Below are 23,029 nucleotides of genomic sequence, written 5' to 3'. Positions count from 1 at the left end.
CCCCGCTTATAACTTGCAAATTAGAATCTACTAAGAAGTGAATCTTATAAATTAGCGAAGTATTCTAAAGTACGTACTAATTGTGCAGTGTATGACATTTCGTTATCGTACCAAGCAACAGTTTTCACTAATTGTTGATCGCCAACAGTCATAACACGAGTTTGAGTTGCATCAAATAATGAACCATAAGTAATACCTACGATGTCAGAAGATACGATTTCATCAGTTGTGTAACCAAAAGATTCAGTCGCAGCTTTTTCCATAGCAGCATTTACTTCGTCAACTGTAACTTTTTTGTCAAGTACAGTAACTAATTCAGTTAATGATCCAGTAGCTACTGGTACACGTTGAGCAGCTCCATCTAATTTTCCGTTCAATTCTGGGATTACTAAGCCGATAGCTTTAGCAGCACCAGTTGAGTTAGGAACGATGTTTGCAGCAGCAGCGCGCGCACGACGGAAGTCACCTTTAGGATGAGGTCCATCAAGAGTCATTTGGTCACCTGTGTAAGCATGGATAGTTGTCATTAATCCTTCAACAACACCAAAGTTATCGTTTAATGATTTAGCCATAGGAGCTAAACAGTTAGTTGTACAAGAAGCACCAGAGATAACTGTTTCTTTACCTGTTAATGTTTCATGGTTAACGTTGTAAACGATTGTTGGAACATCGTCTCCACCAGGAGCTGAGATAACAACACGTTTAGCACCAGCTTTTAAATGTAATTCTGCTTTTTCTTTAGAAGTAAAGAAACCAGTACATTCTAAAACGATGTCTACGCCTAGTTCGCCCCAAGGTAATTCTTCAGGGTTACGGTTAGCTAAGATTTTTACTTCGTTACCGTTAACGTTGAATGAATCTTCGTGAACTTCAACAGTTCCGTTGAAACGTCCTTGAGTTGTATCATATTTTAATAAGTGAGCTAACATTTTAGCATCTGTTAAGTCGTTGATTGCAACAACTTCGATTCCTGAAACTTCTTGGATACGACGGAAAGCTAAACGTCCGATACGTCCAAAACCATTAATACCTACTTTAATTGTCATTTAAGATTTCCTCCTTATGAAAATCATAAAAAATTTATTTTAAAGGGTTACCCCTTTTAAAATCTCGTTTGCCGCGGCTTCATCTGTAATGAGCCACGTTTGTTTTGGTGCATTTTTCATATATGCATGGATGGCCTTTGCTTTATCTTTACCACCTGCAATCGCAAATACGTATGGAATATTTTGGATGTCTTTTAGCTGTAATCCAATGCGTGGGATTTTATGAATAATTTCACCTTTCTCATTAAAGAAATAACCAAATGATTCTGCCACTGCATTGTGTTGCTTTAACATCAAAATTTCACTTTCAGACATTTTTCGACGTGCTGCCATATGAAGCGCACGGCCAATACCATGAATCACGCAATTTGCTTGGTTAATCAGAGTTAACACTTCTTTAATAGAAGGTTCTTGCAACAAGGTTTCATATGCAAAAGAACTTAACTGTTCTGGAACAAAGAGTGAACGATACTCACCTTGCGATCGAATCGCCATCACTGCACTTACAGAGTTGGCTTGAACACTAACGGTTTCGCCAATTCCACCTCGTGCCGGGACAAAGATGTTATGTCGTTTTTCAGTTTCCAACTGACCAATTTCTTCAGCAACTGCTGCCATTGTCGTACCACCCATTACGGCGATAACATTTTTACCATCTGGTAATCGAGTGGCTAAACTTTCATTTACCATCTCACCAAATGAACTGACTACCTTAGTTTGTTGACTGGAATCTCCTTTAGCAATCAAACATTTCTCAATACCTAAATACTTTGCAAGTTGCAATTCAACTTGCTTCGTTTCAAATAATTGATCCATGATGGTGCCCATTTCAAGATAAACCAAGTCTCCTTTGTTTGTCAACATCATACCACTTTTTGAACTTTCAACTAAACCGATTTGTTTTAAAAAGTCAGTTTCTGTCCGTAATACGCGTTCGGTTAAACCTAGGTTTTCAGATAAATTTCGTCGACCTACAGGTTGCATCCAGTAAATCTGTTGAAGAATACGATACCGTTCTTGCAGTACGGTCAAAATATCAGGAATGATATTCTCTAACAATTTTAATTCGTCTTGCATGTTTTCTCGATCCTTCCATTGGACAATTTGCGTCCAACATAGACTTATTGCGACCCATTAAGACTAAAAAAAATATCGATATAAGGATGTTGTTCCTTACAAAAATTATGATAGCACGATTTTTAGCTTCATGCAACTGAAAACTATGCTTTTTTAGAATCCCCCTTTTTGGCTAAAAAAATAAAGCGCACTCAAAAAATACGTGCACTTTATTCAAATCGTTTACGATTTTTTGACGTAGGAAGTCCTAATGCTTCACGATACTTCGTCACTGTTCTTCTTGAGATTGTAAATCCGATATTAGAGAGCAAATCCGCTAACTTTTGATCGGATAGAGGCTTGCGTTTTTCTTCATGTTCAATCATTCGTTTTAAATGTTCTTTTACTTGCGTCGTTGCAATTTCTTCTCCAGATGACGTCAATACACGTGTTGTAAAAAAGCTTTTTAGTTCATAGGTACCAAATGGGGTCGACATGTATTTTTTATTGACTGCACGACTGACGGTCGATTCATGTAGTTCTAATGCTTCTGCTACTTCACGCATCGTCAATGGATTCAACGGATGATGGTCTTCTAAAAAGAAAGATATTTGACGTTGGACGATCAATTCGCCAATTCTTAAAATCGTGTTCTCTCGTTGGTCTAATGTCTGTTTTAGCCAATCAAAGGTTTTGCGATTACTTTTTAAAAATTGCGTCACTTCTTCATTTTTCGTTTCGTTCAATTCATCATAGTATGCTTGGTTGAATTTTAATGGCGGCTGCATAGAGCGTAAACTCGTTAACGATACATTATCATGATCGATCATTACTTCTAGATCAGGAATGATCAACAATCCCTCTTCTTGCTCAAACGCTGCACCTGGCTTTGGTGTGAGCGTTTGGACATAATCAAATACGCGTTGAATTTCGTTTATACTACACTTTAACTCCTCAGCAATTTGTGCCCATTTTCGTTCAACGAACAACATAAAATACGATTCTAAAATCAAGTAGGCCAGTTCGGGCGCTTGACTGTCGCGCTCGGTTTGCAGCATCAAACACTCTTGTAAATTTTGCGCACCTATTCCTGGAGGGTCTAATTGTTGCAGTAGCGTTAAGGCATCTAGCCATTCTAAATACGATTCTTGATGCTCCTTTGCAATTTGATCAAGTGGTGTCACTAGCCATCCATTAGGATCGATGTACTCGATCAATCTTAAAATACGATTACGAAGTGCTGTATCCCGATAATTTAAATGTACTTGTCCTACTAGAAAATCAAAAAGTGATTGTCGATTGTCTTGTAGCTGACCAAAATTCACTTCATAAGTCGATGCAGTATGACCTCTGTGGCTTAGTCCTGAGAAATAGCGATCGTTTAATTCGATCAAAGGATTGTCTAATGTCTGTTGATTGATAAAGTCAAATAATTCTTCACTTGAATAATGCAGCACTTGTAAAGATTGTTGCAGCTGTTGTGTAAGTGCAAGCTTTTGGGTTTGTTTTTGTTGTTGTGACAACTGTTGTTCAAATTTCATTTAACTCCCCCTTGTTTTTTTAAAAATTTCCGGTATACTTAATGAGTATTTGCATCCTTAGTGTAGTGGATATCACACAAGATTCCGGTTCTTGAGACAGGGGTTCGATTCCCTTAGGATGCGCTTTTAGCATACTCTATAGAGTATGCTTTTTTTGTGTCTTGTTGCATTATATCATAACTCGTCGCTCTTGAATTCAACTTCTTTTTCACGTATTGTACTAAAAAACACTCAGGATCTTCTTCCTGAGTGTTTCTTTTTATTCTGCGTCTTCTTCGTATTCGTCGTCGAATTCGTCTTCTTCATCATCGTCGATAATCGTTAGATCTTCTTCGATGTTTTCAGGAACCACTTCTTCATCGTCAGAATTATCTGCACCAATCTCTTGTAAATCTGAGTTATATGCTGAGATTTCTTCATCATCATCTTCTTCGTCTTCAAATAAATCGTCGTCTTCTTCATCTTCAGACAAATCAGTATCTTCTGGATCATCATCGTTGTAGTCAATAGCATCTTCATCGTCGTTAATAAAGGCATTTACTTTTTTACGTTTACGTTTTCTTGGTGTATCTTCATCATCTTCATCTAAGCCATGATTAATTTCTTCATCGATTGAGTCGATTGCATACCAAGAGCGTAATCCCCAACGATTATCTCCTAATGAAATAAAACTTCCATCAATATTTAAATCCGTATAAAATTGAGCCAAAGCATCACGAATTTCACCATCAGATTTTCCAAGGTAGGTTTGGATTTGATTGACTAAATCAGAAAAATCCATCACATCTCCACGTTGTTCTAAAATCGCATGCGCCACTTCAATCATGGACAATTCGCTTCTATCCAGGCCTTCAAATACATTAATTTCCAATCGGGACACGTCCTTTCACAGTCTACTCCTAATCATACAAAAATGTAGACAAAAAAGCAATTTTTTCTTTTAAATTCTTAAAATTTATGCAGTAAACGTCAAGCGCATTTGATATTCTCCTGCTTTTTGTTCCCCTAAAAATAAATCATAATCAATCGCAATATCGCCAGCCGTGGGTTGATCTTTTAAACTCACATGCATATCGTGTGTGTAGGTGCTAAAAAACATCATGCCATATGGTGTTTTATAATGACTTTCGATCGTTTCTTTGTATTCAAATTTTAAGCGTAAGCGCATCTCACTTGCACGGATCAATTGTAAACTACCGTCAGGTAACAATTTAATCGTTACTGGAACTTGCCCTTCTGCTGTCTCTTCTTTATAGCGAATATATAACGTATCCCCGATTTTTACTAATTGACCATCCAGATCAAATACAAAATTCTGCGTTTCGCCTTCTTGTTGGACAATTGTTTCTAAATGAATCGCAATTGCCTGCCCTTGTTTATTTTCCACACTTTGACCTCCTTGTGTTTTCTGTTCACATTTTCAATGCTTTTGGCCAATTTGTCAACGATTCTTCATTTTAAAAGGAACTTTTCGCCAAAAAGAAACGAAATCGTTTATAATGAAGCTAGAAATAATAGAAAGGATTTTTTTATGACTGTTTTTATGCTCGACCAACTGAGTTTATCTGCTCAAGAGACATTATTGCCATTCGTCTTAACAGATTGCTTACTTGATGAATTGCCTGATGAACAGGCGTATTTACATTTTTGGCAATTGAACCATACGTTTATTTTAGGTATGAAAGATACGAAAGTACCGGATTTAGCTGCTGGTGTACAGACGATTAAAGCACAGCATTTGACTCCTATTATCCGAAATTCTGGTGGCTTAGGGGTTATTGCAGATGAAGGCGTGCTCAATCTTTCGTATATTTTCAAAAAAACTGAAGCGATTCAAACGATCGACGATGCGTATACGATTTGCCTTTCGCTTATCCAACAAGCCTTTCCTGAATTAACGATTGAAGCTTATGAGATTGTAAACTCTTATTGTCCAGGAACATTCGACCTAAGCGTAAATGGCAAAAAAATCGCTGGGATGGCGCAACGACGAATCAAAGAGAACATCGCAGTGATGGTCTATCTTAGTGTAAATGGAGACCAACAGCTACGCGGTCAAATCGCGAAATCGTTCTACGATGCCGCACAAGTATTGCCCGATAGCGGATTCCCTGAGATCGATCCTGCTTGTATGACGACAGTTGAAGCGGCTTTAGGCACAGAGATTGACGTACGTGATGTCAAAAAACGACTGCAAGTTGCCTTTCATGCAGTAGAGAACCCACAAATGCAACAAGAACTACTTCAAACCGTCAAAACGACTCCTCTATTTCAAAAACGAGCAAAAAATATGCTCGATCGAAATGAGGTTTTAAAGGAGGCCGCCGATTGAGTTATAAACAACAAGTACTTCCAATTGAAAAAGTATTTCGCGATCCCGTACACAGCTATATCCATGTTCAACATCAAGTCATCTTGGATTTGATCAATTCTCGTGAAGTACAGCGTTTACGAAGAATCCACCAATTAGGTACAGCATCGTTTACCTTTCATGGTGCCGAGCATACACGTTTTTCACATTCATTAGGAGTATATGAGATTGCCCGCAACATTTGCGACCTTTTCGAGCGAAACTATTCGATTGAACAAATCGGTATTGGTGGTTGGGACGATGAAGAGCGTCTCGTGACTTTATGTGCTGCGTTATTACATGATATTGGTCACGGTGCCTATTCCCATACGTTTGAACACTTATTTCAAACCGATCACGAAGCCCAAACTGTCGCGATTTTGACTTCTCCTGAAACAGAAGTCTATCAAATTTTAAATCGAGTAGAAGCGGGATTTCCTGAAAAAGTCGCAAGCGTGATCACTAAAGAATATCCGAATCCTCAAGTCGTGCAACTAATTTCTAGTCAAATCGATGCGGATCGAATGGATTATTTATTGCGTGATGCGTACTATACTGGTGTAGAATATGGCACATTTGACTTGCGACGCATCTTGCGAGTTATTCGTCCATATGAACACGGAATTAGTTTTTCGATGAGTGGGATGCATGCTGTCGAAGATTATATCGTCAGTCGTTATCAGATGTATGTTCAAGTCTATTTCCATCCAACTTCTCGTGGGATGGAAGTCGGGCTCTCACATTTATTGGCTCGTGCTAAAGAATTGTATACAAAACAGCCGGATTATTTTGATCGTAGTGCCCCACTGCTTGTTCCCTTTTTCAAAGAACACTTTCAGTTGGAAGACTATTTAAAATTAGATGACGGTGTATTAAATACGTACTTTATTCATTGGTTAGAAAGTGATGATCCAATCCTTAATGATTTGGCACGACGCTTTTTAAACCGCAAACCATTAAAATCAGCAACCTTTTTATCTCCTCAAGATGATGCATTACTAGAGGCATTAACATCAGCAGTCGAAAAAGTCGGATTTAATCCAACTTATTATACTGCAACGAATTCTAGTTTTGATTTACCTTATGATTTTTATCGTCCGAATGCAAAAAGCTCACGGACACAAATCGAATTACAAGAAAAAGATGGTACCCTTATTGAGTTGTCTCATGTTAGTGCCTTAGTTGCGGCTTTAGCTGGACAATCTCAAGGTGATCATAGATTTTATTTCCCTCGTGAAATGATTCATGAAGATCATTCAAGTTCCTATGACTTATTTCATGACACATACATGCAATTTCGTGCACATATTCATAATGGTGCACTCATTTAGAAAGGATGAGAAGATGTCAATCAAATTAATCGCTATCGATATCGATGGTACGTTACTAAACGATCAACACCAAGTTACTTCAGAGGTCAAAGCTGCACTAGACGAAGCACAAGCACGTGGAATCAAAATCGTATTGTGTACAGGTCGCCCGATTATTGGCGTATTGCCATTAGTGGAAGAATTAGGTTTAGACAAACAAGATGATTTCGTCATCAGCTACAATGGATCGATTATTCAAGATGCTCATACAAAAGAAAAAATCTCACTTCACGGACTGACACATGAAGACTTTTTAGATATCGAAATGACTGCTCGTCGTTTAGACGTGCATTTGCATACTGAAACAGAAGAACATATCTATACGGCAAATCGAGATATCAGTCCTTACACCGTCCATGAAGCCTACTTAGTGAACATGCCGATTCGCTATCGTACACCAGAAGAAATGACGCCGGATCTATCGATTATTAAAATGATGATGATCGATGATCCTGAAAAATTAGCTCGTGTTGAACAAGAGCTTCCAGATTTTATGCGTGAACGTTTTACAGTAGTGAAAAGCACGCCATTCTTTTTAGAAATTTTAAACAAGAATGTCAACAAAGGAGCCGCAGTCCATCAACTAGCGACTCACTTAAGCTTAACTAGTGATGAAGTGATGGCGATTGGTGATAATGAAAATGATTTAGAAATGATCCAATATGCTGGAACTGGTGTGGCCATGGGTAACGCCACAGAAAACGTCAAAAACCACGCAACAGTCATTACTAAAACCAATAATGAACATGGTGTCGCGCACGCCATTCGCACGTATGCTTTAGTATAAAGAAAACACCACACTTCGCACTACTTTAAAAAAGTTGAACGAAGTGTGGTATTTTTTATAAAGATTTCATCCATTTCTGGACAGCCCATCGATGACTACCGCGTTTTAATAACAGCATCGCTTCTTCTGGTGAGGTCCATAATAATTGATTGGTTTTTTCCGTTGGTTCTGCTACTTTTTCAAACTGGTCCACGACATAAAAATAGCCTGGATGCTCGTAATACGTATCGCGATGACTGGAATAGAAATATTCGATCGCTTCTCCTAAATACTCTCCGACTTGAACTTCAAATCCGACTTCTTCTAACATTTCACGTGCAATCGTTTCCGGATGCGTTTCATTTTGTTCGATTTCACCACCGGGTAAAAAATATGCTCCATTTGGTGCTTGAACCAAAATTACTTCCTGCCCTTCATGACGGTGGATCACCACATATGCACCTTTTCGTTCTTTATACGTTTTATTAGTTTCTTTTTTCCCAAACACTGGTTGTTTATTCATTCACATTCGCTCCTTTTAAAAGAAGTTTAGCGTGTTTTTTCTTTTGGCACAAGTCTAAACTAAACAAAGTAATTCAGGATTTTTATTTGTTATGTTATTATAGACTCATCAACGAAAAGAATGGAGGAATCTTTTTATGAAAATGGCACACACTTGTGTACGTGTAAAAGATTTAGAGGCATCATTAAAATTTTATACAGAGGCTTTTGGATTTGAAGAAAGTCGTCGTCGTGATTTTCCAGATGCGAAATTCACTTTAGTTTACCTTACTTTACCAGGTGACGACTACGAACTAGAATTGACATACAACTATGATCACGAAGCATACGATCTAGGCGATGGCTATGGCCATATCGCAATTGCAACAGAAGATGTTGCTGCACTACATGAAACACATAAAGAAGCCGGTTTTAATGTAACTGATCTTAAAGGACTACCAGGTACACCCCCTTCTTATTACTTTGTAGTCGATCCTGATGGCTACAAAATCGAAGTCGTACGCGCAAAATAATTACACATAAAAGTTGATGCTCAGGCATCAGCTTTTTTTTAAGGAGTCTCTATGATACGAAAAATCGGAATCGCTGGAAATGAACGGACTGCCGTGAATCCAGAAGATCAAAATGAATATACGTTCTCTTATACCCCAAAAGAATTTGTCGAAGGCGTGACTAAAGCTGGTGGACTACCGATTATTTTGCCTTTAGGTCAGCCAGAACAAGCAAAAGACTATATCGACTTAATCGATGTCTTGCTTCTTGCTGGTGGACAAGATGTGGATCCTAGTTTATACGATCAAGACCCACATGAAAAATTGGGAGATCTCTTCAAACAACGTGATACGTTTGAACTTGCGTTGATCCAAGAAGCAATTCGTCAAAAAAAACCGATCGCGGGTGTCTGCCGTGGGATGCAACTATTAAATGTAGCATTTGGCGGAACCATGATCCAAGATCTATCTTTAGATCCAAGTTTAACCCTTGCGCATGTTCAATCTCCCGTTCCACTTACCAAAGCAACACATGAGATTACGATTGAACCCAATAGCTATCTTGCGGAATTTCTACCAGAAACGGTTGCTGTCAATTCTTATCATCATCAAGCAGTTGACCAAATCGCGCCACCTTTTACCGTTACTGCACGCGCGACAGATGGCGCTGTTGAAGCGATTGAAGGCGTAATCGATTCTTCTTGCATCTTGGGTGTTCAATGGCATCCCGAACAAGGATTTAAAACCAATCCAACTGATCAAGAATTTTTCACCTATTTAGTGGAACGATTCAACTGATTAAAACCCCATCACGACTTACGTCTGTGGTGGGGTTTTGTGTAAAGCGTGATACGTATTTTCAGCTACTGCTTTAGGTAAGCCTACTGCTTGTAACTCTTCAATTGTGGCTGCCTCAATTTTTTTCAATGATTTAAATTCTTTTAGTAAATCTTGTTTGCGTTTTGGACCTAATCCGTTTATTCCATCTAATTTTGATGCGAAACTATTTTTGCTACGCAATTGACGATGGAACGTAATCGCAAAACGATGGACTTCATCTTGAATGCGTTGTAACAAAAAGAACTCAGCAGAATTTCGTGCCAAATCGATCGTATCTAAGTTTGGTCCAAATAATAATTCACTGGTTTTATGTTGATCATTTTTAGCTAATCCAGCAATCGGAATATCGATTCCCAATTGATTTTCTAAGACATCCCGCGCAACGTCGACTTGCCCTTTCCCTCCATCGATAATGATCAAATCAGGAAATGGCAATTGGTCTTTGATCACACGAGAGTAACGACGATAAATCACTTCACGCATTGAAGCGTAGTCATCTGGTCCTGTTACTGTTTTAATTTTATATTTACGGTATTCTTTTTTCATCGGTTTTCCATCAATAAATACCACCATCGCCGAAACCGGATCAGTCCCCATGATGTTCGAATTATCAAATGCTTCAATTCGAATCGGTACTGGGATATTCATGGCTTGTCCTAAACGTTCAATGGCTCCAATCGTCCGCTCATTTTTACGCTGGATCAATTCAAATTTTTCAGTCAAAGACACACGTGCATTTTTATTAGCTAGTTCTACCAATTTTTTCTTTTCCCCACGTTTAGGTTGTGTAATTCGAGTCTCAACGATCGCCTCAACACTTACTTGGTCAATCGTGTCTGGAATTAAAACTTCTCGCGGTAAAAAATGATGATTTTCTTGATAAAATTGACCAATAAATGTTAAGAAATCTTCTTCCGCCTCGTTATAAAATGGAAACATCGACACGTCACGTTCAATTACTTTTCCTTGACGAACAAAAAAGACTTGTACACACATCCAACCATTTTCAATCGCATAGCCAAATACATCTCGATCTAGTAAGTCCGTCTGGGTCATTTTTTGTTTTGTCATGATCGTTTCAATCGCTTGAATCTGATCGCGGTATTCACCGGCTTGTTCAAACTCCATTTTTTCAGCTGCTTGTTGCATTTTTTGTTCCAATTCTTTTTGAATGGCTGTATGTCCCCCGTTTAAAAAACGTCTAATTTCAGCTGTCATCTGTGTATACGTATCCTTAGGTACATCAAATACACACGGAGCTAAACATTGTCCCATATGATAATACAGGCATACTTCTTTTGGGAGGACTTTACATTTTCGTAAGGGAAACAAACGATCTAGCAGTTTTTTGGTCTCATTGGCTGCTCGAACATCAGGATAGGGACCAAAATACGATGCTTTATCTTTTAATACTTTTCGTGTAATCAATAATCGTGGATAACGCTCATTGGTTACTTTGATAAACGGATACGATTTATCATCTTTTAGCATGATATTGTATTTCGGATCATTTTTTTGGATCAAATTGATTTCCAATACCAATGCTTCAATATCTGATTCCGTAATGATATACTCAAAATCCTCGATCTCGCTCACCAAACGCTCCGTTTTCGTATTATGACTTCCCGTAAAATAAGAACGCACACGATTTTTCAACACCTTAGCCTTACCAACATAAATAATCGTGCCATTTTTATCTTTCATCAAATAACATCCAGGTTGATCGGGAAGCAAGGCGAGTTTATGCTTGATTTTTTCGTTCATCGACTTCTTCCTTTCGCTTTTTGTACAAAAAAAGATACCGATTGATTCATCAGTATCTTTTTGTCATTATTGGTGTGCTGCAATGACTGCTTCTAGTTGGTCTTTTGTATGAACACCTACTAATTTTTCTACTACTTCACCATCTTTTTTAAGTAATAATGTTGGAATACTCATAATTCCAAATGATGACGGTGTTTCAGGGTTTTCGTCTACATCCATTTTTACGATTTTTAATGCATCTTCATCGTATTCATTTGACAATTGATCTAAAATCGGGGCTTGCATGCGACAAGGTCCACACCAAGTTGCCCAAAAATCGATTAATACTAATCCTTTATCTGTTTCTTCAGCGAAAGTCGCGTCTGTAATATTGTGTGCCATTATGCATACCTCCATTAAGTTTATAGTGCTATTATAACACCGCTTTTTTTTTTCTAATACTAACTTGCTTACTGTTATTTGAAAACGACGATCGTTGCACCATTTCCGCCTTGATTATTCGGAGCAAAACCGAAACTTTTGACACTACGGTGATTTTGTAAATAATTCACGATCCCTTGTCGTAAAGCACCAGTCCCTTTACCATGGACGATCGTCACTTGAGGATAATTGGCTAAAATCGCGGCATCCAAATACTGATCGACTTCATTCAACGCTTCTTCATATCGCTTTCCTCTTAAATCTAATTGAGGGGAAACGTGCGCTTGTTGATTACTTTGAACAGTATGCACGACGCGTTGTTTTGGTGATTTTTCTTGTTGTAACACTTCGATGTCGTCTTCAGAAATCGTCATTTTTAAGATTCCCATTTGAACTTGCCATTGACCATTTCCAAGGGATTTGATCAATTCACCCCGTTGACCATAAGATGTTACTTTTACTTCGTCGCCGACTTTTAAGGTTTTCGCCGCTTTGGCTTTTTTCAGTACTTTGTTTTTTTGCAAGACTTCATCATGTTGCAATTGATTCATTTGCGTTTTCGCATCAATCAATTGATGTTCTTTGATGACTTGATGCTTTCCTTCTAGTTGCATTTTACGCAATTGACGGATCAACTTATCGGATTCTTCTTTGGCTTCTTTTACAATTCGATTGGCTTCTTTTTTCGCTTCGTCAATTTGGCTATCACGTTCTGCGTAAAAATATGCTGTTGCATCCGCTAATTCTTTACGTAAACGATCTGCCTCTTTGACTTCATCACGTAATTGTGTGTATTCAATTTCGGCCATTTTCCGACGTTCTTCAAGATCGGCAATCATTTCATTTAAGTCTTGGCTTTCTCCATCCATGATTTGATGGGCTTGATCAATAATTTCTGTCGGAAGTCCTAACCGTTTTGAGATCTCAAACGCATTACTTCGTCCTGGTACCCCGATTAATAAACGATAGGTTGGACTTAACGTATCTACATCGAATTCCATTGAGGCATTAATCGTTTGGGCACGATTATATCCATATACTTTTAATTCAGGATAATGTGTTGTCGCCATAACATAAGCATTTTTGGCACCGATAGCATCTAAAATCGAAATGGCTAGTGCTGCACCTTCTTGAGGATCTGTTCCTGCACCTAATTCATCAAATAACACTAAACTACGATCATCGACTTGGTCAATAATCGATACGATATTGGTCATATGAGAAGAAAAAGTAGACAAACTTTGTTCGATGGATTGTTCGTCACCGATATCTGCAAAAATTTGACTAAAAATCCCCATTTGACTTTCTTCTGCTACTGGAATCGCAAGACCTGCTTGTCCCATCAATTGTAGCAAACCTAACGTTTTTAACGTGATTGTTTTCCCACCTGTATTGGGTCCCGTAATGACGATCGCTTGATACTCTTTACCAATCACAATATCATTTGGTACAACGTGTGTTTGGTCAATCAAAGGATGACGTGCACTTAAAAAGACGACTTCATTTTTTTCACTGACCGTGGGAATCGTTGCGTTTAATTGTTTTGCATATTGTGCTTTAGCATTCATGAAATCAAATTGACCTAAAATATACGCATTATGATGGATTTCTTTTTGATAAGGAACGAGCTCGGCAGATAGTTCTGCTAAGATACGTAAAATTTCATTTTTTTCGGCCAACTGTGACTGACGTAGTTTGTTATTCAACGAAACGATTTGCTTAGGTTCGACAAATACTGTTTGACCCGATGCACTTTGATCATGCACTACACCGCCAAAGATTCCACGATACTCTTGTTTCACCGGAATCACATAGCGTTCGTTACGAATCGTTACGATCGCATCGCTCAGGTATTTTGTATTATTGCCGCGGATCAATCCATCGAATGTTTCTCGAATCACTTTTTCATTGCGACGAATCTGCTGGCGTAATTGGCGCAATTCTTCAGATGCGTCGTCTGTTACACGACCATCATCTTCGATTGCTTGTTTAAATCGTTTTGTCAATTCAGGCAATACCACAAGTTCTTCGTTAAATGTATAGGCGCGTGTTAACTCGATGTCTAATTCTGCAAGTTCTGCAAAAAAACGGGTTACTTCACTTGTTGTGCTCAACACACGTGTAATTTGAGCAATCTCTACCCCATTTAAATCTGCTCCAATTTGAATACGTTTCAAATGTGGTTCGATATTTTCTAATTTAGGAATTGGGATCCCACCACGTAATCGTTGAATCTTTTGCGCATCACTTGTTTCCGCCAATCGTTGTGTGATTTTTGACGGATTGGTCAATGGAAATAATTTGGTCAAGGTTTTCTTTCCTTGATCTGTGACCAAGTAAGGAGCCAATTGCTGCTTGACTTGATCAAATTCTAACACGTTTAAAATACGTGAATTCATCTGTTTCACCTTCTATGTTTAAATTGACATTATAGAAAAAAGCAGTCGTCTAAAAACGTCCTGCCTTTTCAGTTGATTATCGTTTATATGATGTTGGTTATAAGTAACTGATAAAACCATTTAGACAAAATCGGAGTATGTTTAACAATACCATAACCCAATTCGCCTTCTTTGAACCAGTGCTGGATGAACGATAAAGGAACGAACGATAGAATATACAATACGCCAAAAAATAAAACATACAACATTAACGTATTTAATACTCCTGAAATGATCCAATCGTATCGACCCAAAAAGGCATAATCACGTAGTTTTAAAAAGAAAATCGCAATAAATTTCGTAAGTATCCATCCAAAAAACAAAATACCAAAAAAGGCAACTGCTGCATAATACGCATGTCCTAGTTCAAATCCTTGCTCCATCGAATAAAAGGCAAAGGAAGAATCTGGCGTAACGGACATATACGGAACATATAATTCAATATGTGTGCCTAAGGCTTTATAGTTGCTCAGTGCAACAAAAAACGCAATGACAAAACCAGCTAGATGCACAAGTTGCAGTGCTACCCCTCTTCTAGCTCCATTGTAAAATGCAAATAGACAGATCAATAAAAAAAGTATTCCTAGCATCTGGTATCCTTTCTATCATCCCTGAGAAGATTTTTCTTTGATTGAGCGTTTTCGCTCTTCATTTAGAATACTTTGGGCTTCTAAGTGATTTTGAATGACGGGATCTTTTTTACCATTCTTTTCTAATACTTGACGTGCTTCTTGTTCGATTGCTTCAATGCGCTTCAAACGATTTTCAAGTTCTACGGCCTTGATCGCCGCGTGTTTTAGTTCTTCCACTTGGTTCGTTAAGCGTAAAATTTGTTCTTGTTTGGTCAATTGGTCCGATACAGCATTGATGGCCATTAAAATTGCTGCTTGCTCTTTATCTAATTGTGGCGATAAACGATGCAATTCGGCTAATTGTTCATTGACTATTGAAGTGACCATATCCATATGCTTGGTACTTTGTGTCCCAATGATCGTATAGGATTGATGGTCGATGACCGCTTTATAACGCTTTTTTTGAATCGCCATTTTACTAACTTCCTCCTAAAGTATACTTAAAAAAAGTATACCAATCTACAACTGTTATCTATTATAATAGATAAAGGAGTTTTTTTACAGTAATATTTCCTAATAATTAAGAAACGAGAGATCACTATGGAAACCATTGTTCTTAAATTGACAAAAACGCAAATCCAAACATTAATCGAACATTATCAATCAAAAAAAATCACGACCAAAGCCCCTTACGTAACCTTTGCGGCTAAATCAAATCAAACGACGATCACCGTATATACTTCACAAAAAGTCATGTTTCAAGGACAACAGGCAAATCTCGAAGCACAAAAATGGAGCACGACGCTACCAGAAAAAAAAGCGACAAAAAAAACACAACCAGCACGAACTCAATTGCCTGAAAATTTAGCCCAATTGCCTTTTATTGGAAGTGATGAGGTCGGCAATGGCAGCTACTTTGGCCCATTAGTCGTCTGTGCTGCTTTTGCAGGTCCTGAACATTTTGCTGCATTAAAAGACTTAGGCGTAAAAGATTCCAAACTACTGACAGACACTCAGATACTCACGATGGCACCTAAAATCAAAAAACTATTGCCATATAAAGAATTGATTGTGATGCCCGAAAAATACAATGAGATCCAGCCACAATACAATGCTGTGCGTATGAAAGTCGCCTTGCATAACCAAGCAGTTTGTTTACTTGAACCCCTTGTTTCTAAAGCAGATGGAATCTTGATCGATCAATTCACTCCAGAGAAAAATTACCGTAAATACTTAGCTATGGAAACAACGTCACCTACCTTACCACTATATTTCGTCACAAAAGGGGAACAATATCATTTAGCAGTAGCCAGCGCGTCGATTATTTGTCGTGCGACATTTTTAACAACATTATCGACACTATCTAAAGAAGCTGGGATCACCTTACCTTCTGGAGCTGGAGCAAAATCAGATGATGTTGCCGCACAACTCATTAGTCGCTTTGGAGTCGATGTGTTAACGCGTTACGCTAAGCTACATTTTGCAAATACAAAAAAAGCCATCCAAAAAGCAACACACTAAAAAAGTAGAGGAAGTCTCCTCTACTTTTTCGTTTGTTCCAAATCGGTTTCGCGTACTAAATAAACTGGACGTCGTTTCACTTCTAAATAAATTTTTCCGATGTACTGTCCTAAGATGCCCATAAAGAACAGTTGGATTCCACCTAAAAACAAGATGATCGACACCATAGATGGCCAACCAGATGTAGGATCGCCAAAAATCAATGTTCGGATCACAATGCCTATCATCATAATGATTGCAATCACACAAGAGATCACTCCACCGATTGCCGACAATTGAAGTGGAAAATTCGAAAAATTAATAATTCCTTCAAGAGAGTAACTCAATAGTTGCCAAAAAGACCACGAAGTACTTCCAGCAACTCGTTCTTGATTTTCATAAGCGAGATACGTTGTTTTAAACCCTACCCAACTAAAGATCCCTTTTGAAAAGCGATTATATTCTGACATTTCTAGAATGGCATCAATCATTTGACGCGTCATTAAACGAAAATCGCGTGCGCCATCCACCATTTCAGTCTGCGAGATCTTATTGATGATTTTATAAAAACTTTTCGCAAAAAAGCTACGTAACGCAGGCTCACCTTCACGATCTGCACGTCTTGTCCCCACACAATCATAGCCATCGTTTGTAATCAATTGATACATTTCTGGAAGTAAAGCTGGTGGATCTTGCAAATCGGCATCCATCAACGTCACAAGATCTCCTGTTGAGGCTTGTAGTCCTGCATAAATCGCTGCTTCTTTCCCAAAGTTACGAGAAAAATCAATATAATGAACTGTTTTAGGTGAGAGTTGATGTAATTTTTTTAATTCTTCAAGCGTTGCATCTGAAGAACCATCATTCACAAAAATATATTCTGGCTCAATTGGCATCTTTGTGACCACGTCTTGTACTGCTTTATAAAATAATGGCAAACTTTCTTGCTCATTGTAGCAAGGAACCACAATCGATAATTTCATCATTCGAATCCTTTCTTCATTTGATAATTTTTAAATAGACTAGTGCTATCATATCATTTTTTTATCACTTCTAGTAGTTTCTTTCGTTTTCTTTCATGCATTTTGACACCTTTCTTAAAATATGGCATGCTTTTGATGATAAAGGAGTGGACACTATGAAAAAAATTGCCGTAATCGGTGGCGGAATCATTGGAGCAGTAACTGCCTATTATTTAGCCAAAGAACACTATGACGTCACGGTTTATGATGATGGAATCGGACAAGCTACAAAAGCGAGCGCCGGTATTATTTCCCCGTGGCTTTCTAAAAGACGAAACAAACAATGGTATGCTTTAGCCAAAGATGGAGCTGCCTTTTATACAAAACTGGTGCGTGATCTAGAATTAGATGACTCAATCTATCATAAAACAGGTGCTTTACTTATTCGTCCTAACGCACAGCTAGAAGAACTTGCTGATTTAGCAACCGAGCGGAAAAAAGACGCTCCAGAAATTGGCACGATCGACTTACTGACCGCTAAAGAAACCGCCGCACGTTTTTCATTACTACAACCACAAGCCTCTTTAATGATTTCAGGCGGAGCAAAATTAAATGGACAAGCATTGCTTACTACGCTCTATCAACGCATTCTTAAAGAAGGTGGCGTCATTCACACAAAAAAAGCGCTGCTAAAAAAAGGACCACAAGGATTTATCGTCGAGTTCGATTTAGGAGAACATGCTGTGGATCAAGTCGTGTTAACGAGTGGTCCTCATGTAAAGACTTTATTAGCTCCACTTGGTTATCAAGTCGATATTCGTCCCCAAAAAGGACAATTGATCGCCTTTGATACGACAGTGGATACCCATGATTTACCCGTCGCGATGCTCGATGGTGAAGCTGACCTTATTCCCTTAGCAAACGGAAAAATACTGATCGGTGCTACGCATGAAAATGATGCTGGTTTTGATCTAACACCTACAAAAGACGCATTTGATCGCCTTACGCAATCCATTGCACGCTTTTTGAACACACCAACTCATTTATTTAGTTCACCTTATCATTATCAAATCGGAACGCGCGCGTATACATCTGATTTTGCACCTTTTTTTGATCAAATCCCAAATGAAGCGCTGTTTGTCGCAAGTGGTCTTGGCTCTTCTGGTCTTACTACAGGTCCTTTAATCGGGTACTTGCTGGCACAAAAAATACAAGGGAACCAACCTGATTTAACTGGCTATCAAAAACCATTACACACATATCTGAAAAAAAGCTAGGAGATTCTTCCTAGCTTTTTAATAGGGAATGTTGGCTTGAAGCAAAGGACGATCTAAAATCAAAATTTTGCGTTCAACAATCTTGATGACTTGCTCTTGGCGTAATTTTTGCATCATTCGATTGACACTACTGGCTGAAGTAATCCCACAAAAACGCGCGATCTCTTCATTCGTGATTTCAAAATCAATCAAGATTCCTTCTGCTGTTTCACGTCCAAATTGTTCACACAACTCCTCTAATTCCGCACAGATCGCGCCAAATTTTCCGTTCATCAGCATCTGCTGCATTTTTTTCATCGTATACATCAAATACACCCGATAATATTCTTTGACATATTGTTGCAAGCGAGGATCTTGATTCACATCACGCCAGAACTGTTCACGTTCAATTTTATATAAAGTCGCCTCTGTAGATTCAACTCGGATATTAAAAGGAGCCTCGACTAATGGAGAATATTCATCTTTAAATAAGGAAACGATTTCCATCTCATGAATATACTTTAGATTAAACTCTCTTCCTTCATTTGAGATCATACTCGTTTTGACGATTCCTTCTTTCAAAATATAAACATATCGGTCTTTGATTCCTTCATACGTTAAGTAATGTTTTTTCTTTTTACGAATAATCGGAAAATTATGTTGTTTTAAATATTCCTCTAAAACTGCTCTTTTCACTGTAATTCCTCCTACAATAATCGCTTAGCGTATGCTTGCCATTTTTAGTTAACGTGATTTCAACTAAAAAAACAATACCATTTGTTAATGTATTTTGATAGTATTCTTATTCACTGTATTTCAACATGTACAAAATCGCATGTATGTTTCTGAAATTTTCATTATAGTAAACACATCCAAAAAATACAGCTAAAGGATGGAAAATTATGGAAGAAACAAACTCGCGTCTATTTAACAAAGGATTTATTCTCATTACACTGATCAATTTTATTGTCTTTTTAATTTATTACTGCTTTGTGGTCATTACTGCTCAATTTGCCAGTCAAGAATTGAATGCTTCGAGTGCTCAAGCAGGTTTAGCGACAGGTATTTTTATCATCGGAACACTGGTTGCCAGATTGTATATTGGAAAAATATTGGAGTTGACTGGGCGCAAACAAATTTTACGTTTAGGTGCAATCTTATATGTACTAACTACCGTAGGCTATTTATTTTCTACGACGATTTTATTATTAGACGGCGTCCGTTTCTTAAATGGATTTGCTTATGGCATGATTTCAACTGCGGCAAATGCCATTGTGACCAGTTATATTCCAGAAAGCAAACACGGTGAAGGCATTAATTATTACGGACTAAGTACGAGCCTAGCTGCTGCAGTGGGTCCATTCATTGGAATGCTGCTACTTCCCTTGTTTGGATTTCGATTTATTATTTGGGTCGCTATCTTATTATCTATTTTGACTCTAGTCATGTGTCTGACTTTCCCTGTAAAAAACATCACACTATCCGCCAACGAAAAAGCAGCACTTACTGGCTGGTCTTGGGATCGTTTTATTGAAAAAAAAGTGTTGTTTATCTCGACGATTGCCTTTTTCATCGGTTTATCTTATTCTAGCGTGTTGACCTTTCTTTCTACGTATGCTACTGAATTAAATTTAATCTCAGCCAGTGCATTCTTCTTTGTAGTCTATGCGTTAGCTGTTACGTTTACTCGTCCTATGACCGGACGTTTATTTGACGCAAAAGGTGTAGATTCTGTGATGTATCCTAGCTTTATTTTCCTAACTTTAGGATTAGGCTTACTAGCCATTACAACTACAAGTTGGATGTTACTTGTGGCAGGTGCTTGTATTGGGTTAGGCTATGGTACCTTTATGTCAAATGGTCAAGCTGTTTGTCTAAAATCCGTTGATTTGTCCAAAATCGGAATTGCGCTTTCTACTTACTTCATTGGACTTGATTTAGGATTAGGCGTAGGTCCTTATATTTTAGGTATGTTACACTCAGTTCTTTCCTACCAAGGATTGTACCTATTATGTGCATTAATTCCAGTTGTGATTGCCATCATCTATCGTATGTTTTATCATCCCGTATTTCAAGACAGAAAGGAAACTGCATTATGAACCAAAATGAAGAAATGATTACTTTACTTACAACATTGACTCGCGAAATTCGTGAATTGCATGAAGAATTGCATCAAATCAAAACGATCAATACTCAACTACAAAATGAACGAACTTTTGTGGATCGTGAATTACGCCAAATCAAACTCGCGATTGTCAATGACAATATTATCGGGTAACGTGCAATGGATATCCATTGCTTTATTTTAAAGAAAGCGCTATATTGAAGTAGTACTAAAAAAAAGATTGGAGTGTTTTGTATGACAGATTACGAAAAAAAAGAAGATCACGTACTTGACCATATTGCAAATGCGGTACTAAAATTGGAAGATGAACTAACGAAATTAGATGCCTTAGAAGAAGATGATGCAAAAAAACACGAAATCAAAAAATGGTATGCAGAGAAAAAAGCGTTGCATGAAATCAAACGTATCTTGCATGAAGCTGGCAAATACGACAAATATGAAGAAAAAGAATTAGAACAATTAGATAAATATTTAGACAAATTAAACTAAGAAAAAGGGGGTGTGACAGAAATCTGTCACACCCCCTAAAAAATGTACAAAAAGTGTTCTTCGAGCTGACGACTTTTATTACAGTCTCTTTTGTTGTCTTTGTTTTTTGACCGTCATGGTTAAAATAAATAAAAAAGCGACAAAACACAATGTCATAGAGACCGTGAAGGCTACATGCATTCCTTTAACAAATATAATTGGATCACTTGTAAGATCGTTTACTGGTCCGTTAGAAAATGAATGGACAGCAAGCGTCAAGATTGTCGTTGATAGCCCGACACCTAAAACCATGCCTAGATTTCTAGACAATGCATTTAATGCCCCAGCGATTCCTAAAAAACGCTTTTCAACTGCATTCATAATGATGGTATTATTTGGCGCTTGGAACAAAGAATTGCCCATCGAAGATAAAATAATCGAGGGAATAATAATCGTAAGTGGACTTGTCACTTGCCACAATAAATAAGTCAACTGGCCACAAGTTAATAAACCTAACCCAATAATTGTGAGCACTCGTTTATTCAATCGATCCGCTAAATATCCAGCAATTGGGGCTAATACCACTTGAACAATTGGAAATACCATCATAATCATCCCCGCTTGACTTGTTGAAAATCCTTTAATCTCTTGTAAATAAAAGGGCATGATCATCGTAAAAAAGAATGCGCTGATAAAGACAAATAATGCACTTACTAAACTTTCATCGAATATTTCATTTTTAAACAACGACAATTCAACCAATGGATTACGTGCACGTTTCTCCCAAAAATAAAAAGCGACAAAACAAACAACTGTTCCGATCAGCAACGCAATACTCATCAATGCAGCACTTGTTAAGGTTTGGATCGCTGCATAAAATGTCAGAATCATCCCCGCTAATAAACACATGCCGATATAATCCAATTGTTGTTTTTGACGATGCGCACTTTTTGGTAAAATACGATATCCAAACAACATGCCAATAATACCAATCGGTACATTGATCAAGAAAATCGCATTCCAATTCCATTGACTTAGCAACAATCCCCCTAATCCAGGACCTGTAATCGCACCTAATGAAACAAAAGCTGCCAAAATTCCTAGCGCTCGACCTCGCTGTTGCTTTGGAAATGTTTCAGTAATAATCCCATTACTGTTGCTCATAATCATTCCTGATCCTAATGCTTGCAATACACGTGAAGCGACAAGCATCAGTAAGTTTTGACTTAGTCCACAACAAAGTGATCCGACAATAAAAATGACTCCTCCGGCTTTATATACTGTCGTTTTCCCCAACATATCGCCTAATTTCCCAAAAATCAATAACGTACAACAAATCGTTAGTAGATAACTCGACACGACCCATTCACTTTGGGTCAATGGAATGGCAAGTTCACGGCTAATCGTCGGCAACGCGATATTTACAATACTAGAGTCTAAAGTCGACATAAAAATAAACAAACAGATCGTCAATAAAATCCAAATATTTTGTTTTAATTCCTTCACAGTCTTCGCTCCTTTTCTTATCCATCCTATTATGAC

General features: G+C 37.9%; 24 protein-coding genes and 1 tRNA gene. 11 read left to right on the top strand and 14 right to left on the bottom strand.

Annotated elements, in window-relative coordinates:
- Window positions 1-44 precede the first annotated feature (44 nt).
- From gap to rpoN, 3 genes are all read right to left on the bottom strand, one after another.
- Window positions 45-1,046, bottom strand: a complete 1,002-nt coding sequence (gap, locus tag I573_RS06620; RefSeq protein ID WP_016185801.1) for a type I glyceraldehyde-3-phosphate dehydrogenase — start codon at window positions 1,044-1,046, stop codon at window positions 45-47.
- 39 nt (window positions 1,047-1,085) lie between these two features.
- Entirely contained in the window at window positions 1,086-2,123 is a 1,038-nt protein-coding gene (locus I573_RS06615) for a sugar-binding transcriptional regulator (RefSeq protein ID WP_016185802.1), read from the bottom strand.
- A gap of 209 nt (window positions 2,124-2,332) precedes the next feature.
- Window positions 2,333-3,643: an RNA polymerase factor sigma-54 gene (gene rpoN, locus I573_RS06610; protein WP_016185803.1), complete on the bottom strand. Its 1,311-nt coding sequence runs from the start codon at window positions 3,641-3,643 to the stop codon at window positions 2,333-2,335.
- A gap of 51 nt (window positions 3,644-3,694) precedes the next feature.
- On the opposite strand from rpoN, the gene I573_RS06605 reads away from it, so the two are divergent.
- A tRNA-Arg gene (locus I573_RS06605) sits at window positions 3,695-3,766 on the top strand.
- 136 nt (window positions 3,767-3,902) lie between these two features.
- Here the strand turns inward: I573_RS06605 and rpoE are convergent.
- Both rpoE and I573_RS06595 read right to left on the bottom strand, forming a co-directional pair.
- Window positions 3,903-4,514 carry a DNA-directed RNA polymerase subunit delta gene (gene rpoE / locus I573_RS06600; RefSeq protein WP_016185804.1) on the bottom strand — a complete coding sequence of 204 codons (612 nt, stop codon included), beginning with the start codon at window positions 4,512-4,514 and terminating at the stop codon, window positions 3,903-3,905.
- A gap of 84 nt (window positions 4,515-4,598) precedes the next feature.
- Window positions 4,599-5,030, bottom strand: coding sequence for a YwiB family protein (locus I573_RS06595; protein WP_016185805.1), 432 nt, complete (start codon window positions 5,028-5,030; stop codon window positions 4,599-4,601).
- 144 nt (window positions 5,031-5,174) lie between these two features.
- Here I573_RS06595 and I573_RS06590 point away from each other — a divergent pair, with 144 nt between their 5' ends.
- Genes I573_RS06590 through yidA form a run of 3 tightly spaced genes read left to right on the top strand, consistent with a single transcriptional unit; the run spans window position 5,175 to window position 8,150 of the window.
- Window positions 5,175-5,975 carry a lipoate--protein ligase family protein gene (locus I573_RS06590; protein ID WP_016185806.1) on the top strand — a complete coding sequence of 267 codons (801 nt, stop codon included), beginning with the start codon at window positions 5,175-5,177 and terminating at the stop codon, window positions 5,973-5,975.
- Window positions 5,972-7,324 (top strand): HD domain-containing protein, encoded by a 1,353-nt coding sequence (locus I573_RS06585; RefSeq protein ID WP_016185807.1) that lies wholly within the window; start codon window positions 5,972-5,974, stop codon window positions 7,322-7,324. The genes I573_RS06590 and I573_RS06585 overlap by 4 nt, the downstream gene beginning before the upstream one ends.
- Window positions 7,325-7,337: 13 nt before the next feature.
- On the top strand, window positions 7,338-8,150 hold the full coding sequence (yidA, locus tag I573_RS06580; protein ID WP_016185808.1) for a sugar-phosphatase: 813 nt from the start codon (window positions 7,338-7,340) through the stop codon (window positions 8,148-8,150).
- Window positions 8,151-8,205: 55 nt separating this feature from the next.
- Here yidA and I573_RS06575 read toward each other — a convergent pair whose 3' ends face one another.
- Window positions 8,206-8,652, bottom strand: coding sequence for an NUDIX hydrolase (locus I573_RS06575; RefSeq protein WP_016185809.1), 447 nt, complete (start codon window positions 8,650-8,652; stop codon window positions 8,206-8,208).
- 136 nt (window positions 8,653-8,788) lie between these two features.
- On the opposite strand from I573_RS06575, the gene gloA reads away from it, so the two are divergent.
- Together gloA and I573_RS06565 are read left to right on the top strand one after the other, a co-directional pair.
- Window positions 8,789-9,163, top strand: a complete 375-nt coding sequence (gene gloA, locus I573_RS06570; RefSeq protein WP_016185810.1) for a lactoylglutathione lyase — start codon at window positions 8,789-8,791, stop codon at window positions 9,161-9,163.
- Window positions 9,164-9,214: 51 nt separating this feature from the next.
- Window positions 9,215-9,940, top strand: a complete 726-nt coding sequence (locus tag I573_RS06565) for a gamma-glutamyl-gamma-aminobutyrate hydrolase family protein (protein WP_016185811.1) — start codon at window positions 9,215-9,217, stop codon at window positions 9,938-9,940.
- An 18-nt stretch (window positions 9,941-9,958) separates the two neighbouring features.
- Here the strand turns inward: I573_RS06565 and uvrC are convergent, their stop codons facing one another.
- The 5 genes from uvrC to zapA form a co-directional block, all read right to left on the bottom strand.
- The gene (gene uvrC, locus I573_RS06560) at window positions 9,959-11,746 is read right to left on the bottom strand and encodes an excinuclease ABC subunit UvrC (protein WP_016185812.1); all 1,788 of its coding nucleotides are present in this window, start codon (window positions 11,744-11,746) and stop codon (window positions 9,959-9,961) included.
- Window positions 11,747-11,812: 66 nt separating this feature from the next.
- On the bottom strand, window positions 11,813-12,127 hold the full coding sequence (gene trxA / locus I573_RS06555) for a thioredoxin (protein WP_016185813.1): 315 nt from the start codon (window positions 12,125-12,127) through the stop codon (window positions 11,813-11,815).
- Window positions 12,128-12,201: 74 nt separating this feature from the next.
- Window positions 12,202-14,565 (bottom strand): endonuclease MutS2, encoded by a 2,364-nt coding sequence (locus I573_RS06550; RefSeq protein WP_016185814.1) that lies wholly within the window; start codon window positions 14,563-14,565, stop codon window positions 12,202-12,204.
- Window positions 14,566-14,648: 83 nt separating this feature from the next.
- Window positions 14,649-15,194, bottom strand: a complete 546-nt coding sequence (locus I573_RS06545; protein WP_016185815.1) for a CvpA family protein — start codon at window positions 15,192-15,194, stop codon at window positions 14,649-14,651.
- Window positions 15,195-15,209: 15 nt separating this feature from the next.
- The gene (gene zapA / locus I573_RS06540) at window positions 15,210-15,650 is read right to left on the bottom strand and encodes a cell division protein ZapA (RefSeq protein ID WP_016185816.1); all 441 of its coding nucleotides are present in this window, start codon (window positions 15,648-15,650) and stop codon (window positions 15,210-15,212) included.
- A gap of 126 nt (window positions 15,651-15,776) precedes the next feature.
- On the opposite strand from zapA, the gene rnhC reads away from it, so the two are divergent.
- A complete protein-coding gene (gene rnhC, locus I573_RS06535; RefSeq protein ID WP_016185817.1) occupies window positions 15,777-16,697 on the top strand; it encodes a ribonuclease HIII in 921 nt (306 codons plus the stop codon).
- Between the two features lie 20 nt (window positions 16,698-16,717).
- Here rnhC and I573_RS06530 read toward each other — a convergent pair whose 3' ends face one another.
- The gene (locus I573_RS06530) at window positions 16,718-17,659 is read right to left on the bottom strand and encodes a glycosyltransferase family 2 protein (RefSeq protein WP_016185818.1); all 942 of its coding nucleotides are present in this window, start codon (window positions 17,657-17,659) and stop codon (window positions 16,718-16,720) included.
- 155 nt (window positions 17,660-17,814) lie between these two features.
- Between I573_RS06530 and I573_RS06525 the strand changes: the two genes are divergently transcribed.
- Window positions 17,815-18,915, top strand: coding sequence for an NAD(P)/FAD-dependent oxidoreductase (locus I573_RS06525; RefSeq protein WP_016185819.1), 1,101 nt, complete (start codon window positions 17,815-17,817; stop codon window positions 18,913-18,915).
- 18 nt (window positions 18,916-18,933) lie between these two features.
- Here I573_RS06525 and I573_RS06520 read toward each other — a convergent pair whose 3' ends face one another.
- Window positions 18,934-19,590, bottom strand: a complete 657-nt coding sequence (locus tag I573_RS06520) for a Crp/Fnr family transcriptional regulator (protein ID WP_016185820.1) — start codon at window positions 19,588-19,590, stop codon at window positions 18,934-18,936.
- 206 nt (window positions 19,591-19,796) lie between these two features.
- Between I573_RS06520 and I573_RS06515 the strand changes: the two genes are divergently transcribed.
- From I573_RS06515 to I573_RS06505, 3 genes are all read left to right on the top strand, one after another.
- Complete coding sequence (locus tag I573_RS06515; protein WP_016185821.1) at window positions 19,797-20,993, top strand: MFS transporter; 1,197 nt, start codon at window positions 19,797-19,799, stop codon at window positions 20,991-20,993.
- Complete coding sequence (locus I573_RS06510; protein ID WP_016185822.1) at window positions 20,990-21,172, top strand: hypothetical protein; 183 nt, start codon at window positions 20,990-20,992, stop codon at window positions 21,170-21,172. The genes I573_RS06515 and I573_RS06510 overlap by 4 nt, the downstream gene beginning before the upstream one ends.
- Window positions 21,173-21,253: 81 nt before the next feature.
- Window positions 21,254-21,508 (top strand): hypothetical protein, encoded by a 255-nt coding sequence (locus tag I573_RS06505; protein ID WP_016185823.1) that lies wholly within the window; start codon window positions 21,254-21,256, stop codon window positions 21,506-21,508.
- A 78-nt stretch (window positions 21,509-21,586) separates the two neighbouring features.
- On the opposite strand, the gene I573_RS06500 is transcribed toward I573_RS06505, so the two are convergent.
- On the bottom strand, window positions 21,587-22,993 hold the full coding sequence (locus I573_RS06500; RefSeq protein ID WP_016185824.1) for an MFS transporter: 1,407 nt from the start codon (window positions 22,991-22,993) through the stop codon (window positions 21,587-21,589).
- Window positions 22,994-23,029 lie beyond the last annotated feature (36 nt).

The organism is Enterococcus sulfureus ATCC 49903, assembly GCF_000407605.1.
Classification (GTDB): domain Bacteria; phylum Bacillota; class Bacilli; order Lactobacillales; family Enterococcaceae; genus Enterococcus_G; species Enterococcus_G sulfureus.
The sequence above is the reverse complement of the archived record's forward strand: the minus strand, read 5'-3'. Positions and strand labels throughout refer to the sequence as shown.

What these genes read in the sequence shown, in the direction of transcription:
- I573_RS06590 (WP_016185806.1), top strand. Translation starts at nt 5,175, where the DNA reads ATGACTGTTTTTATGCTCGACCAACTGAGTTTATCTGCTCAAGAGACA.
- gap (WP_016185801.1), bottom strand. Translation starts at nt 1,046, where the DNA reads ATGACAATTAAAGTAGGTATTAATGGTTTTGGACGTATCGGACGTTTA.
- I573_RS06510 (WP_016185822.1), top strand. Translation starts at nt 20,990, where the DNA reads ATGAACCAAAATGAAGAAATGATTACTTTACTTACAACATTGACTCGC.
- uvrC (WP_016185812.1), bottom strand. Translation starts at nt 11,746, where the DNA reads ATGAACGAAAAAATCAAGCATAAACTCGCCTTGCTTCCCGATCAACCT.
- rpoN (WP_016185803.1), bottom strand. Translation starts at nt 3,643, where the DNA reads ATGAAATTTGAACAACAGTTGTCACAACAACAAAAACAAACCCAAAAG.
- I573_RS06550 (WP_016185814.1), bottom strand. Translation starts at nt 14,565, where the DNA reads ATGAATTCACGTATTTTAAACGTGTTAGAATTTGATCAAGTCAAGCAG.
- trxA (WP_016185813.1), bottom strand. Translation starts at nt 12,127, where the DNA reads ATGGCACACAATATTACAGACGCGACTTTCGCTGAAGAAACAGATAAA.
- zapA (WP_016185816.1), bottom strand. Translation starts at nt 15,650, where the DNA reads ATGGCGATTCAAAAAAAGCGTTATAAAGCGGTCATCGACCATCAATCC.
- I573_RS06575 (WP_016185809.1), bottom strand. Translation starts at nt 8,652, where the DNA reads ATGAATAAACAACCAGTGTTTGGGAAAAAAGAAACTAATAAAACGTAT.
- I573_RS06525 (WP_016185819.1), top strand. Translation starts at nt 17,815, where the DNA reads ATGAAAAAAATTGCCGTAATCGGTGGCGGAATCATTGGAGCAGTAACT.
- I573_RS06565 (WP_016185811.1), top strand. Translation starts at nt 9,215, where the DNA reads ATGATACGAAAAATCGGAATCGCTGGAAATGAACGGACTGCCGTGAAT.
- rnhC (WP_016185817.1), top strand. Translation starts at nt 15,777, where the DNA reads ATGGAAACCATTGTTCTTAAATTGACAAAAACGCAAATCCAAACATTA.
- I573_RS06505 (WP_016185823.1), top strand. Translation starts at nt 21,254, where the DNA reads ATGACAGATTACGAAAAAAAAGAAGATCACGTACTTGACCATATTGCA.
- I573_RS06515 (WP_016185821.1), top strand. Translation starts at nt 19,797, where the DNA reads ATGGAAGAAACAAACTCGCGTCTATTTAACAAAGGATTTATTCTCATT.
- I573_RS06530 (WP_016185818.1), bottom strand. Translation starts at nt 17,659, where the DNA reads ATGAAATTATCGATTGTGGTTCCTTGCTACAATGAGCAAGAAAGTTTG.
- yidA (WP_016185808.1), top strand. Translation starts at nt 7,338, where the DNA reads ATGTCAATCAAATTAATCGCTATCGATATCGATGGTACGTTACTAAAC.
- gloA (WP_016185810.1), top strand. Translation starts at nt 8,789, where the DNA reads ATGAAAATGGCACACACTTGTGTACGTGTAAAAGATTTAGAGGCATCA.
- I573_RS06615 (WP_016185802.1), bottom strand. Translation starts at nt 2,123, where the DNA reads ATGCAAGACGAATTAAAATTGTTAGAGAATATCATTCCTGATATTTTG.
- I573_RS06545 (WP_016185815.1), bottom strand. Translation starts at nt 15,194, where the DNA reads ATGCTAGGAATACTTTTTTTATTGATCTGTCTATTTGCATTTTACAAT.